This is a genomic window from Nonomuraea sp. NPDC003214 (assembly GCF_053590035.1).
Map to the genome: position 1 here is coordinate 184,246 of NZ_JBSFSX010000007.1, position 12,423 is coordinate 196,668.

Here is a 12,423-nt window from a genome sequence, read left to right on the forward strand (position 1 = left end):
TCATATGGGTTGCAGGCGCCCTCCGCAACGGGAAAAAGCCCATGCAGAGGCACGCCTCGCTCGTTCGAGACGGAAGCCCTCTGCTGGACTTCGGACTCCAGTATCCCCCACTCCGGTGGAAGTATTCCTCTCCACTTGAGTGACAGTAAAGTTGCCCCGTGACAATGCCCGAAAACGGCAGCGGGTCCGTCGCGGCCCTCAGCCTGACATCGTCGACCGTGGACGACATCGCGGTCATCAAGGTCGACGGTGTCCTCGACGCCACCACCCGCGAGCAGTTCGCCGACTACCTGGCGCTCGCCGGCCCGGACCTCATCCTGGACCTCGGCGGGGTGACGTTCATGGACTCGCGGGCGCTCGGGCTGATCGTCCACCACTGGCAGACGAGCCTCGGCGCGGGCGCGAAGTTCGCCCTCATCGGGGTTGAATACTCCAAGTCCAAGGTGATGTGGATCACCGGGCTGGCCCAGCGCCTGCCCATCTACGACACGCTCGACGAAGCGCTGGCGGCGATCGGCTAGCGGCGGTTCTTGCGCTGGTGTTCCTCTACCAGGAGCCGGGCCAGGTCGGCCACCTTGACCTGGTGGTGCTGGGAGATCCGGCGCAGCTCCTCGAAGGCCGCCTCGGCGGTGCAGCCGCTGGTCTGCATGATGATGCCCTTGGCCTGGTCGATGAGCGCCCGGCCGGCCAGAGCCTCCTGGAGCTGCGCGGCGTCGGTGCGCACCTCCTCGAAGTCCCACATGTTGGCCAGGGCCACGCCGACCTGCTCGGTCAGCATGTCGGCCAGGGCGTGCGAGCCCTGCGGGGAGAACGCGCCGCGCCGTACCGAGTACAGGCCCACGACCAGCAGGGCAGGCGGGATGCGGATGGGGACGGCGAGCACCGAACGGACGCCGCTGCGGGTGGCGAGCGCCGCGTAGCGCGGCCAGCGGGTGTCGGTGAGCACGTCGCCGACGGCGATGCGGGCGCCGGTCTTCCTGGCCTCGGTCGACGGGCCCTCGCCGAGCGCGCGCTCCCCCTCGACGAGCATGATGAGCTCGCTGTGCGAACCCGACACCAGGACGCGGTGCTCGTGCCAGTGCTCGGCCGAGCCGCCCGAGCAGCCGGGCACGCCGTCCGCCAGCGCGGTCGTCAGGCCGCGCAGCACGCTTTCGGTCGAGGTGTCCTCGCCGAGCCTGCCCAGTGCCGCCAGGTTGCGGGCGAGCCCGGGAGTGATCATCACGGTCGATTCCATAGCTATTCTGCCCCTACCCCTTATGGCTGCCATTATCCCGTGTGGCGTAGCGTCGGAGGATGACCATGCCGGACCTCGAACACGCCCTCGACGCACTGGCCGGGCGTGTCTCGTCGTTGCGGGAGGCGCGTGCGGCCTACCCCGCCGACCTCGCGCCGACGCTCGACGCCGCGCTGGCGGAGCTCGACACCGCCGCCGAGCTGCTGGCCGAGGCCCGCGAGCAGTTGCGCAGGTCGCCGAAGCGGGCGGCCGGCAAGAAGGACGGCTCCCAGCGGGAGCTGAAGCTGCTGCGCCAGGTGTTCCGGGCGTTCCCCGTGCCGGTCGTCGTGCTCGACGGCGGCGGCGTGGTCCGGCGGATCAACCCGGAGACCTCCCGGGTGCTGGGCAGCCCCGACGGCTACCTGGTGGGACGCTCGTTCCCGCTGCTGGTGGACGTGTCGCGGCGGGCGGCGTTCCGCTCGCACCTGACGGCGGTGCTGCGGACTGGGCAGCCGGCGGCGTTCGAGACGCGGCTGGCCCACCAGGGCCGCACGCACACGGTGCAGCTCGCGCTGACCAGGCTGACGATGCCCGGCGAGCCGCAGCAGATGGTGGCCGTGGTGGCGCTGCCGACGGAGACGCAGCTGCCGGAGCCGGGGACCGGCGGGCCGCAGGACTCCGACGGCGCGCTGCTGCTGGCGGCGGCCCGGCGGCAGGACCTGCTGGCCAGGATGGCGGCGCTGCTGCTGGACGAGGAGGCGATGCGCCAGCCGGTGGCGCTGCCTCGGGCGACGCGGCTGCTGGCCGCCGGGTGGGCCGACTGGGTGGTGGCCGACCAGCTGCGTGACGGGCTGCCGCGCCGCTCGGCGGTGGTGGCGCCGAAGAACGTGCCGCTCGGCGGCCTGGTCCGCCAGGTGGAGGCGAGCGACCCGGCGGGCGCGCAGGTGGTGGCGCAGGTGCTGGAGCGCGGCTCGGGCGTGGTGCACGAGATGGTCGACGACGAGACGCTGCTCGGCTTCTGCCCGGACGGGCCGCTGCTGACGGCGATGGGCGCGGGCTCGCTGCTGTGCGTGCCGATCGGGGCCGGTGACGGGGCGCTGACGCTGGTGCGGGGGCACGACCGGCCGCCGTTCACGCTGGCCGACCTGAGCGTGATGGAGGAGGTCGGGGTGCAGCTCGGGCTGGCGCTCCGCGCTCAGACGAGCTTCCAGAGCCGGTCGCGGGCCGCCGACGCGCTGTCGGCGAGCGTGGCCCCGCGCAGCCTGCCGGACGTGCCCGGCTACGAGGCGGCGGCGATCTACCATCCGGGCTCGTCGGTCGGCGCCGAGTTCTACGACGTGTTCCCGATGGCGGGCGGCTGGGGCTTCGCGATGGGCGGCGCGGCCGGCAAGGGCGAGGAGGCCGCCTCGGTCAGCGCGATGGTCCGGGGCGGGCTGCGGGTGCTCGGCACCTGGGAGTCCGACCCGGACGCGGTGGTGCGCAAGGTGAACGAGGCGCTGGTGGAGCAGGGCACCGGCATGTTCGTCATGGCCGTGGCGGGGCTCGTCAAGGGGCGGCGGATCCGCATGTCGTCGGCCGGGCACCATCCGGCGGCGCTGGTGCAGCCCGACGGGCACGTGCGCTTCGCGGCGGGCGGCGGGGTGCCGCTGGGCATCGCGCCGGAGGCGGAGACCAGCACCGAGGAGATCACGCTGGCGGCCGGCGAGACGCTGGTGCTGTATTCGGAGGGGCTCATCTCCTCCAGGAACGAGGTGGGCGAGCCCTACGGCGAGGAGCGGCTGGCCGACGTGCTGGGCAGATCCGCAGGTCAGGCCCCGTCGACGGTGGTCAAGGCGATCGAGGCCGACCGCAACGCCTTCTCCGGCGGGCAGGTGTGGGACGAGATCGTGATCCTCGCGCTCCGCGGCGTGTGATCACCTGACTCATGAGGCATGGTTTGCGATTCGCGGGAAAGTGGGTATGGTCGTCCGTAGTTAGATCGTGCCTAAGACGCAGGCACACCTTGAAGGCTTTTTTCACGCTGAGGTGTGCCATGAATATCGCGATCGTCGCTTCCGGCTCGGGCAGCAAGCGCCACCACATCCTCTCCGTGGCGCGCGAACTCGGCCGCGACCACCACGTCACCATTTACTCCCGCCGCGAGAGCGCCGACGGCAAGCCCAGGACGCGGGTGGCCCCGGGCGTCACGGTGGAGTACATCGACGTGGGCCCGGCCCGCAGCCTGACCCCTGATGACGTCGCCCCATACCTGAACGACGTGGGCGGCTACCTGATGCGCCGCTGGCAGCAGGAGCGGCCGGACGTGATCCACGCGCACTCGTGGACCTGCGGCCTGGCCGCCGTCTCCGGCGCCAAGGGCTTGGACGTGCCCGTCACGCACACCTTCCACACCGTCGACCCCGCGCACGTGAAGCTGGAGCGGGCGCTGGGCCGCCGGGCGAACGCGGTCATCGCGGGCTCGGGCGACGAGGAGTCGGCGCTGATCCGCATCGGCGTCCCCCGCACCAGCATCGCGATCGTCCCCTACGGCGTCGACACCGAGCGCTTCCACCGCCAGGGCATGGCCGTCTCGCGCGGCACCCGCAAGCGGCTGCTGCACGTCGGCCCGCTCTCCCCCGACCGGGGCGCGCACACGATCGTGCGGGCGCTGCCGGGGCTGGCGGACGTGGAGCTCGTGGTGGCCGGCGGCCCCGCCCCCGAGGACCTCGGCGACGACAGGGACGCGCGGCGGCTGCGCGCCCTGGCCGAGCAGCTCGGCGTGGCCGACCGGGTGACGCTGCTGGGCCAGGTGAAGCGGGCGGCGGTGCCCAAGCTGATGCGCGGCGCGGACGCCGTCGTGTCGGTGCCGCGCGAGACGACGAGCGGCATCGTCGCGCTGGAGGCGATGGCCTGCGGCGTGCCGGTGATCGCCTCGGCCGTGGGCGCGCACCTGGACTCCGTGATCGACGGCGTCACCGGGCTGCTGGTGCCGCCGGACCGGCCCGCCAGGACCGCGCGGCTGGCCAGGGAGCTGCTGACCGACCCGACGCTGCGCACCGCGCTCGGCTACGCCGGCGCGGACCGGGCGCGCTCCCGCTACTCGTGGGAGCGGGTCAGCCAGGAGCTGCTGCGGGTGTACGAGGCGGCCTGCGCCTAGACACCCCCCTATATCGTCATCCCATGCTGATCCACCCTTGGGATGCCGGCTCCGGCGAGCAGTCGCTCGCCTATCTCCGGGAGAACGCGTTCGGGCACCTCATCGCCTCGGGCAGGGGGCGTGAGGTGCCCGTCGTCGTGCCCACCCAGTTCCTGCTCGTGGACGAGCGCACGATCTGGCTGCACCTGGCCAGGCCGAACCCGATCTGGGCGGCCGTCGAGGAGAACCCGAGGGTGCTGCTGTCGGTCGCCGGGCCGTGGTCGTACATCCCGGGAGCCTGGCGGGCCGAGCCCGGCACGGACCCGTCGCTGGGCGTGCCGACCACCTACTACTCCTCGGTCCAGGTGACCTGCCGGGCCGAGATCGTCGCCGACGAGGCGGGCAAGCTGGAGATCCTGCGCGCCCAGCTCGGCGACCTGGAGCCGGGCCACGGCGACCCGGCGGAGATGCCCCGGCTGCTGTCCGGCCTCCAGGGGCTGCGGCTGGCGGTGGAGGAGATCCGCGGCAAGTTCAAGTACGACGGCCACAAGGACGCGGCGCTGCGCGGCCAGGTCGCCAGGGGCCTGGCCAGCCGGGGCGGCCCCGGCGACGGGAGCGCCCTGCGCCACCTGGCCTGAGCCCGCCTGCCCGCCCTACGCGCGCAGCCGGGCGGCCTTCAGCCCCAGGTGGACGGTGAGCCGGTCGTCGCCGTCGGTCAGGTCGCGGTGCGTCAGCCGCTCGGCCTTGCCCAGCCGGTAGTAGAGCGTCTGGCGGTGGATGCCGAGCGCGGCGGCGGCCTTCTGGGCATGGCCGCCCAGGTCCAGGTACGTCTCGACGGTCTGGGCCAGCTCGGGGTCCAGCACGGCGACCTCGCCGGCGAGCTCGCGCAGGTCGCCCTGGCCGAGCCTGGCCAGCAGCCGGTGCGCGCCCAGGTCCTCCCAGCGGGCGACGGGCGCGAAGCGCGGGAAGTGCTCGGCGACGCGCAGCGCGTGGCGGGCCTCGCGCCAGCTCTGCCAGGCGTCGGCCGGATCGGCGCGGGTGCCGCCGACGCCCGCCGCGGTCCCGTACGCGCCGAGGACGGTCTGCGCGACCTCGGCGGCCAGGTGCGCCGGGGCGAGCAGCGCCACCGGCGAGCCGGCGCGGGCGAGCACGCCGCGCGGCAGCGTCCACAGGGCGGCCACGCGCTCCGGCGACTCGCGCACCGCGATCGCGGTCACCGGTCCGGGCATCTCGATGGAGGCGCCGGCGCGCTCCTCCGGGTCGTCCGACAGCAGCGCGCGCAGCCCGTAGCCGAGGTCGCGGCGGCTCCTGGCCTCCTGGGCGAGCGCGGCGGCGGCGCGGGCGACCAGCGGCGCCACCCGGTCCAGGGCGGCGTCGGTGAGGCTGCCGGAGTCGAGCAGCCACAGGTAGCCGTAGACGACCTCGCCGTGGCGCAGCGGCCAGCACACGCGGGCCAGCACGCCCAGGTCGGCGTCGGCCGGGATGCGGACCCGGCCGTGCGCGCGGGCTATGCCGTAGCGTTCGAAGTAGTCGCGCACCTCGCCGGTGGCGCGGCGGCGCAGGATCGACTCCTGGCGGACGGTGTCGATGTCGCCATGCTGCGCGCCGTAGGCGAGCAGCCGGAACGAGCGGTCCTCCAGCGTGGCCGACGCGCCGAGCAGGCCCGCGACCTCGTCGACGATCTCCTGCAGATCCGTGGTGTTGTGCATTTGTATGACAGCCTGCCACACCCGCCGTTACGCCCGTTCATGGCCCCGTTTGAGCTGCAGTTTTAGGCTGGAAGCATGTTGGGTCAACTGCTGCTCGCCACATCCCGGAGCGCGCTCGTGCGCCGCTCCGTGTCAGGCTTCCCGCTCACGCGCAAGGTGGTCGACCGCTTCGTCGCCGGCGAGACGGTCCAGGAGGCCCGCGACGCGATCGAACGACTGCGCGACACCGGGCTCGCGGTGACCGTCGACCATCTCGGCGAGGAGACCCGCGACGCCGGCGCCGCCGCCGCCACCGCGAAGGCGTACATCACGCTGCTGGAGCAGCTGCGCCCGCTGGAGCTGGGCCGCCGCGGCGAGGTGTCGGTCAAGCTGTCGGCCGTCGGCCAGGAGCTCGACGACGCGATGGCGCTGGAGCACGCGCGCGAGATCTGCGCCGCCGCCGACGCCATCGGCGCCACCGTCACGCTCGACATGGAGGACCACACCACGGTCGACTCCACGCTCGGCATCCTGCGCGCGCTGCGCGAGGACTACCCGTCGACCGGCGTGGCCATCCAGGCGTACCTGTTCCGCAGCGAGGACGACTGCCGCGCGCTGTCCGGCGAGGGCTCGCGCGTCCGGCTGGTCAAGGGCGCCTACCGGGAGCCCGCCTCCGTCGCCCACCAGGGCAAGTCCGCCGTGGACAAGGCGTACGTGCGATGCCTGCGCATCCTCATGGCGGGGAAGGGGTACCCCATGGTGGCCACCCACGACGACCGCCTGATCTCCATCACCGAGCTGCTCGCCGACCGGTTCGGGCGCTCCAGGGGCGACTACGAGTATCAGATGCTGTACGGGATCCGCACCGACCGGCAGGAGGCCCTGGCCGGGGCCGGTCACACGATGCGCGTCTACGTCCCCTACGGCGACGACTGGTACGGCTATTTCATGCGCCGGCTGGCCGAGCGCCCCGCCAATGTCGCCTTCTTCCTTCGTGCCCTTGGGGGTAAGTGAACATGGATGCCATCAGCAACGTGCCCGTTCCCGCCAACGAGCGGGTCTACGGCTACGCGCCGGGCAGCGCCGAGCGCGCCGCCCTGGAGAACCGGATCAAGGAGCTGGCCGGCGCCTCGATCGACCTGACGATGACGATCGACGGCGAGCAGCGGCTCGGCGGCGGCGCGCCCATCGACGTGGTGCAGCCGCACAACAAGGCCGCCGTCCTGGGGCGTACCAACGACGCTACGGCCCAGGACGTGCAGGACGCGATCGCGAGCGCGCTGCGGGCGGCCCCCGCCTGGCGGGCGCTCTCCTTCGACGAGCGGGCGGCGATCTTCCTCAAGGCCGCCGACCTGCTGGCGGGGCCGTGGCGGGCGACGCTCAACGCGGCGACGATGCTCGGCCAGTCGAAGTCGGTGCAGCAGGCGGAGATCGACGCCGCCTGTGAGCTGATCGACTTCCTGCGCTTCAACGTCTCCTACGCCCGTCAGCTCTACTCCGACCAGCCGATCTCCTCGCCGGGCGTGTGGAACCGGATGGAGTACCGGCCGCTCGAGGGCTTCGTGCTGGCGATCACGCCGTTCAACTTCACCGCCATCGCCGGCAACCTGCCGACGTCGGCCGCGCTCATGGGCAACGTCGTGGTGTGGAAGCCGTCGCCGACGCAGCAGTTCGCGGCGCACTTCACCATGCGCCTGCTGGAGGCGGCCGGGCTGCCTCCCGGCGTCATCAACCTGGTGACGGGCAACGGCCAGGCGATCTCCGAGGTGGCGCTGACGCATCCGGAGCTCGCGGGCATCCACTTCACCGGCTCGACGGCGACCTTCCAGCACCTGTGGGGCACGGTGGGCGCCAACATCGCCGGCTACCGGAGCTACCCGCGCCTCGTCGGCGAGACCGGCGGCAAGGACTTCGTGCTGGCCCACCCGTCGGCCGACCCGGGCGTGCTCGCCACGGCCCTGGTCCGGGGCGCGTTCGAGTACCAGGGGCAGAAGTGCTCGGCGGCCTCGCGGGCGTACGTGCCGCGCTCGGTGTGGAACCGGATGCGCGACGACCTCGTGGGCGTGGCCGAGTCGCTGACCGTGGGCGACGTGACGGCCGACCTGTCGACGTTCATGGGCGCGGTCATCGACGAGCGGGCCTTCGCCAAGCACAAGGAGGCCATCGACCGGGCGCGCGCCGCGTCGAACATCGACGTGCTGACGGGCTCGTACGACGACTCCGCCGGATATTTCGTGAAGCCGACCATCCTGGAGTGCGCGGACCCGGCCGACGAGATCTTCGTCAAGGAGTACTTCGGCCCGATCCTGGGCGTGCACGTCTACGACGACGCCGACTTCGACGCCGTCCTGGACCAGATGGAGGGCATCGCCCCGTACGCGCTGACCGGGTCGATCATCGCCCAGGACCGCTACGCGATCGCCTCGGCGTCGGAGCGGCTGCGCTTCGCGGCCGGCAACTTCTACGTCAACGACAAGCCGACCGGCGCCGTGGTCGGGCAGCAGCCGTTCGGCGGCGCCCGCGCCTCCGGCACCAACGACAAGGCGGGCTCGATCTTCAACCTGATCCGGTGGGTGAACTCCCGCACGATCAAGGAGACGTTCGTGCCGCCGACGGATCACCGCTACCCGCACATGGGCTGACATCTCCTGCGATGCCCCGGACCCTGAGGGGCCGGGGCATCGGCGTGTTCAGCCGCGCAGGGCCGCCGGCGTCAGGTCCCCCGTGATGGGTACCTCGGGCTGGCCGGTGTTGGTGACCACGGCGAGCTCGTGCCCGGAGCGGGTCGGCTGCCATTGGCCGCCGGACAGGGGGACGAGCGCGATGTTGGGGGTGGGGCCGCTCGTCCAGTCCAGCGACCCGGCCATGGTCCGGATGCGGGTGCGGGCGATCTCCTGGGCGATGGCACGCCGGTCGGTGGGGTCCGCGGCGTGGGTCAGGGCGTGGTGGGCGACCTCGAGGAGGGCGTGGGCCAGGCCCAGGGGCTGCAGCCACGGCTTGCCCGTGGCCCGCTCGTACGCCTCGGCCAGGCCGGCGGCCGTCGTGCCGTCCAGGCCGGAACGGTAGGGGTGGTTCGGCGTCCAGTAGACGAGGGTGCCCACCCTCGCCCGGGCCAGCTCCTCAGCCCCGGCGGCGCCGGCGTGGGGGTAGGCCAGCCACCGCGAGCAGGTGATCAGCCGCGGGTGCAGCCCCGCCTCGCGGGCCTGCCGGTGGAACAGCGCCAGATCGGCGGCGGTGGCGGCACTGGTGACGACGTCGGCGCCGTGACGGCGCAACTGCTCGACGTGGTCGCTCAGGTCGGCGGCGGGTTCGCGGTAGCCGCCGGGGTCGATCAGGGTGTGGCCGCGTCTCACGGCCACGGGCGGGAAGCCGTCGCGGTCGTGACGCAGCAGACGGCCCTGAACGTCGTCGTTCCACAGACATCCCACCGTCCGCGCCGGCCCCAGACGCTCCCACATCTCGGCGAACACGGTCGCGATGTCGTCCAGACCCCAGGCGAAGTGGTAGGCCCAGGCGAACCGCTTGGGCTCCCTGGCGCCGGGCCGGTGGATGTACGCCTGCCAGGGGAAGGTGGTCGACACGCAGGGCACCTGGAGTGCCTCGCAGGCGTCGACCACCGCGGGCAGCACCTGGGTGCCGGCCATGGTGATCACGATGTGCGCCTGCTCCTGGTCCACCAGTTCCCGCACGGCCCGGCGGGCATGTGCGGGGTCCGACCGGCTGTCACGGACCGCGACGCGCAGGGGGTGCAGGCGGTTTCCGTTGCGTACGCGGGTCAGCTGTGGCGCCAGCCACGGGAGCAGGAACGACAGCGGGTCCCCGAGCCGGGCCAGCCTGCCGGTCTGCGGGATCACGGCGCCTATGCACAGCTGCGGATCATGTGATGCCATCATCGCCTCGGTCTGTGGTCGTCACGGGAAGGGCGCGGAGGCCTGGGCGGGCAGGCCCCCGGCGGGTGCTCGGTCGTTACCCGTGCACGGTCACGCAGGTGGTGCGGCTCATGATGGAGATCGTCTCGTTGCCGCAGTTGTTGCTGTGGCCGGAGGCGTTGCGGGCGAAGATCAGGTTGGACAGGATGCCGCCGCTGGGGCCGGCGACGTCGCCGCCCCTGCCGGGGTGGTGGCGGTCCTCGCTGATGCAGGTGCGCTCCTTGAGCAGGGCGAGCTTGCCCGTGCCGCAGAGGTTGGCGTGGCCGGAGGAGTTGCGTCCGGAGACGTTGGACAGCAGGCCGCCCGGGCCTCCGTCGCGGTCGCCCGTGTGGGCCGCGGCGGCGCCGACGGCGGCCGGCGTGGCCATGACCCCGGCGACGGCTGCCGCTACGACGACGATCTTCTTGAGTGTCTGCATTGTTCCCGTTCTCGATGACTCGGAGGGTTGTGCTGCCGGGTACGTGGCGCGCCCCGGCAGCACTGACCGTAACTGAAGCGCCACGGAGAGTCACTGAGAACGTAAAATTTTGAAGATTCCCAGCGCCTGCGCCCTACGGGCGGCGGTCGCCCGGGGTGACGACGCCCGACTCGTAGGCCAGGACCACCGCCTGCACCCGGTCGCGCAGCCCGAACTTCGTCAGGATGCGGCCGACGTGCGTCTTGACCGTGGCCTCCGACAGGAACAGCTCGGCGCCGATCTCCGCGTTGGAGGCGCCCTTGGCCAGGCCGAGGAAGACCTCGCGCTCGCGCTGCGTGAGGGCGCCCAGCAGGGCCTCGGGGTCGCCGCCGCCCGGGGCGACCAGCCTGCCGACGAGGCGCCGGGTCGTGGCGGGCGCGATGATCGCGTCGCCCCGGTGCACGTGCCGGATGGCCGCGATGATCTCCTCGCCGGGGGCGTCCTTCAGCATGAACCCGCTCGCGCCCGCCCGCAGCGCGGCCAGCGCGTGCTCGTCGAGGTCGAACGTGGTCAGCGCCAGCACCCTGGGCGGGTCGGCCAGCCGCTGGATCTCCCGGGTGGCGGTGACGCCGTCCATGCGGGGCATCCGGATGTCCATCACCACCACGTCGACGCGCAGCGCCTTCAGCCTCTCCAGGGCTTCCGCGCCGTCGGCCGCCTCGGCGACCACCTCCATGTCGGGCTGGGAGCGCACCACCATGGTGACGCCGTGGCGCAGCAGCTCCTGGTCGTCGACGATCATGATGCGGATGATGGGAGGCTCCTCGGCTCGTAGGGGACGACGGCCGACAGCTCGAAGCCGCCGCCGGGCCGCGCGCCGGTCTCCAGGGCGCCGCCGACCATGCGGAGGCGTTCGCGCATCCCGGTCAGCCCGGCGCCCGGCTCCCCGCCGCCCGGCCCGCCGTCCGGGCCGCCGTCGTCGTTCCGGACGGTGATGCGCAGCGCGCCGGGGCTCCACGCCAGCGCCAGCTCCGCCGTGGCCTCGGGTCCGGCGTGCTTGATGACGTTGGTCAGCGCCTCCTGGACGACGCGGTAGGCGGTCAGGTCGGCGGCGGGCCGCAGCGGGCGCGGCTCGCCGCTCTCCGCCACGGACAGCCGTACGCCGGTCGTGCGCACGTGGTCGAGCAGGGCGGGCAGGTCGCCGAGGCCGGGCTGCGGCGCGGTGCCGCCGTCGGCGCGCAGCACGCCCAGCAGGCCGCGCATGTCGCGCAGGGCGTCGCGGCCGACACCGGCGATGGTGGCGAACACGGCGGCCCCGGGCGAGCCCGGATCGGACAGCCTGCCGCCCTCGGCCTGGCTGACCATGACGGCGAGCGAATGCGACACCACGTCGTGCATCTCCCGGCTGATCCGGTCGCGTTCGGCCCGTGCCGCCTCGGCCCGCTCCCGCGCGCGGTCTGCCTCGGCGCGCTCGGCCTTGGCCCGGAGCTCGGCCACGTACAGCGCGCGCACGCGGCTGAGGCGGCCCAGCCACCACAGGCACGCGGTCACGGCGACCAGGCCGGCCGACAGCCCGATCCGCCAGGCGGCCAGGCCGTAGCCGCCCGACGAGCCGCCCCACGAGGCCGGGGCCCACACCCGCGCCAGGACCACGACCACCCCGGCCAGGGCGACGCCCAGGCAGGCCAGCCCGAGCCGCAGCCCGAGCCGGGCCGACGCCGTGTAGAGGAGCAGCCCGAAGACGAGCGAGCTGGGCAGCATCACCGCCGGGTAGTAGGCGCCGGCCGGGTCGTGCAGGGGTGGCAGCAGCCCCAGCAGCAGCATCGCCGCGGCGGCCACGCCGTACGCGGCGAGCGGGCGCACGCGGCGCGGGATCACGCACGCGTGCACCACCAGCACCGCCGCGCCCGCCAGCAGGCGCAGGGAGAGCGGGCTGTCGGAGGCCCGGAGCAGGCCGGAGGAGACGAGGCCCAGCGGCACGGCCAGCAGCACGGCGAGCACGGCGTCGACGCTCAGCCGGTGCCGGCCGAGGAACGAGTCCACCGCGGCCTCGGCCTGGGACAGGGACTCGCGCACACCCG

Annotated in this window: 12 protein-coding genes; 6 read left to right on the plus strand and 6 right to left on the minus strand. The window is 73.2% G+C overall.

Annotated features, from left to right (window positions below):
- Window positions 1–164 precede the first annotated feature (164 nt).
- Window positions 165–521 (plus strand): STAS domain-containing protein, encoded by a 357-nt coding sequence (locus ACWDXC_RS22855; protein ID WP_219519923.1) that lies wholly within the window; start codon window positions 165–167, stop codon window positions 519–521.
- Here ACWDXC_RS22855 and ACWDXC_RS22860 read toward each other — a convergent pair.
- Window positions 518–1,219, minus strand: coding sequence for an ANTAR domain-containing protein (locus ACWDXC_RS22860; protein ID WP_375073500.1), 702 nt, complete (start codon window positions 1,217–1,219; stop codon window positions 518–520). The two genes, ACWDXC_RS22855 and ACWDXC_RS22860, sit on opposite strands and share 4 nt — an antisense overlap.
- 74 nt (window positions 1,220–1,293) lie before the next feature.
- Here ACWDXC_RS22860 and ACWDXC_RS22865 point away from each other — a divergent pair, with 74 nt between their 5' ends.
- The 3 genes from ACWDXC_RS22865 to ACWDXC_RS22875 all read left to right on the plus strand — a co-directional run bounded on the left by ACWDXC_RS22865 (window position 1,294) and on the right by ACWDXC_RS22875 (window position 4,966).
- The gene (locus ACWDXC_RS22865) at window positions 1,294–3,126 is read left to right on the plus strand and encodes a GAF domain-containing SpoIIE family protein phosphatase (RefSeq protein WP_364172060.1); all 1,833 of its coding nucleotides are present in this window, start codon (window positions 1,294–1,296) and stop codon (window positions 3,124–3,126) included.
- A 119-nt stretch (window positions 3,127–3,245) separates the two neighbouring features.
- On the plus strand, window positions 3,246–4,349 hold the full coding sequence (locus tag ACWDXC_RS22870; RefSeq protein ID WP_219513274.1) for a glycosyltransferase: 1,104 nt from the start codon (window positions 3,246–3,248) through the stop codon (window positions 4,347–4,349).
- A gap of 23 nt (window positions 4,350–4,372) precedes the next feature.
- Entirely contained in the window at window positions 4,373–4,966 is a 594-nt protein-coding gene (locus ACWDXC_RS22875; protein WP_449985112.1) for an FMN-binding negative transcriptional regulator, read from the plus strand.
- A gap of 15 nt (window positions 4,967–4,981) precedes the next feature.
- Here the strand turns inward: ACWDXC_RS22875 and ACWDXC_RS22880 are convergent, their stop codons facing one another.
- On the minus strand, window positions 4,982–6,037 hold the full coding sequence (locus ACWDXC_RS22880; protein ID WP_219513276.1) for a PucR family transcriptional regulator: 1,056 nt from the start codon (window positions 6,035–6,037) through the stop codon (window positions 4,982–4,984).
- Window positions 6,038–6,112: 75 nt separating this feature from the next.
- Between ACWDXC_RS22880 and ACWDXC_RS22885 the strand changes: the two genes are divergently transcribed.
- The gene (locus tag ACWDXC_RS22885) at window positions 6,113–7,030 is read left to right on the plus strand and encodes a proline dehydrogenase family protein (protein ID WP_219513279.1); all 918 of its coding nucleotides are present in this window, start codon (window positions 6,113–6,115) and stop codon (window positions 7,028–7,030) included.
- A gap of 2 nt (window positions 7,031–7,032) precedes the next feature.
- A complete protein-coding gene (pruA, locus tag ACWDXC_RS22890; protein WP_449985116.1) occupies window positions 7,033–8,658 on the plus strand; it encodes an L-glutamate gamma-semialdehyde dehydrogenase in 1,626 nt (541 codons plus the stop codon).
- A gap of 48 nt (window positions 8,659–8,706) precedes the next feature.
- On the opposite strand, the gene ACWDXC_RS22895 is transcribed toward pruA, so the two are convergent.
- The 4 genes from ACWDXC_RS22895 to ACWDXC_RS22910 all read right to left on the minus strand — a co-directional run bounded on the left by ACWDXC_RS22895 (window position 8,707) and on the right by ACWDXC_RS22910 (window position 12,418).
- Window positions 8,707–9,870 (minus strand): ABC transporter substrate-binding protein, encoded by a 1,164-nt coding sequence (locus ACWDXC_RS22895; protein WP_449985119.1) that lies wholly within the window; start codon window positions 9,868–9,870, stop codon window positions 8,707–8,709.
- A 112-nt stretch (window positions 9,871–9,982) separates the two neighbouring features.
- Entirely contained in the window at window positions 9,983–10,363 is a 381-nt protein-coding gene (locus ACWDXC_RS22900; RefSeq protein WP_449985122.1) for a hypothetical protein, read from the minus strand.
- 133 nt (window positions 10,364–10,496) lie between these two features.
- Window positions 10,497–11,144 (minus strand): response regulator, encoded by a 648-nt coding sequence (locus ACWDXC_RS22905; RefSeq protein ID WP_449985124.1) that lies wholly within the window; start codon window positions 11,142–11,144, stop codon window positions 10,497–10,499.
- Entirely contained in the window at window positions 11,141–12,418 is a 1,278-nt protein-coding gene (locus ACWDXC_RS22910; protein WP_449985127.1) for a sensor histidine kinase, read from the minus strand. The genes ACWDXC_RS22905 and ACWDXC_RS22910 overlap by 4 nt, the downstream gene beginning before the upstream one ends.
- Between the last annotated feature and the right edge of the window lie 5 nt (window positions 12,419–12,423).

Excerpts from the sequence above, each read along its gene's own strand:
- ACWDXC_RS22900 (WP_449985122.1), bottom strand. The coding sequence starts at position 10,363 with ATGCAGACACTCAAGAAGATCGTCGTCGTAGCGGCAGCCGTCGCCGGG.
- ACWDXC_RS22875 (WP_449985112.1), top strand. The coding sequence starts at position 4,373 with ATGCTGATCCACCCTTGGGATGCCGGCTCCGGCGAGCAGTCGCTCGCC.
- pruA (WP_449985116.1), top strand. The coding sequence starts at position 7,033 with ATGGATGCCATCAGCAACGTGCCCGTTCCCGCCAACGAGCGGGTCTAC.
- ACWDXC_RS22870 (WP_219513274.1), top strand. The coding sequence starts at position 3,246 with ATGAATATCGCGATCGTCGCTTCCGGCTCGGGCAGCAAGCGCCACCAC.
- ACWDXC_RS22865 (WP_364172060.1), top strand. The coding sequence starts at position 1,294 with ATGACCATGCCGGACCTCGAACACGCCCTCGACGCACTGGCCGGGCGT.
- ACWDXC_RS22855 (WP_219519923.1), top strand. The coding sequence starts at position 165 with ATGCCCGAAAACGGCAGCGGGTCCGTCGCGGCCCTCAGCCTGACATCG.
- ACWDXC_RS22880 (WP_219513276.1), bottom strand. The coding sequence starts at position 6,037 with ATGCACAACACCACGGATCTGCAGGAGATCGTCGACGAGGTCGCGGGC.
- ACWDXC_RS22885 (WP_219513279.1), top strand. The coding sequence starts at position 6,113 with ATGTTGGGTCAACTGCTGCTCGCCACATCCCGGAGCGCGCTCGTGCGC.
- ACWDXC_RS22905 (WP_449985124.1), bottom strand. The coding sequence starts at position 11,144 with ATGATCGTCGACGACCAGGAGCTGCTGCGCCACGGCGTCACCATGGTG.
- ACWDXC_RS22860 (WP_375073500.1), bottom strand. The coding sequence starts at position 1,219 with ATGATCACTCCCGGGCTCGCCCGCAACCTGGCGGCACTGGGCAGGCTC.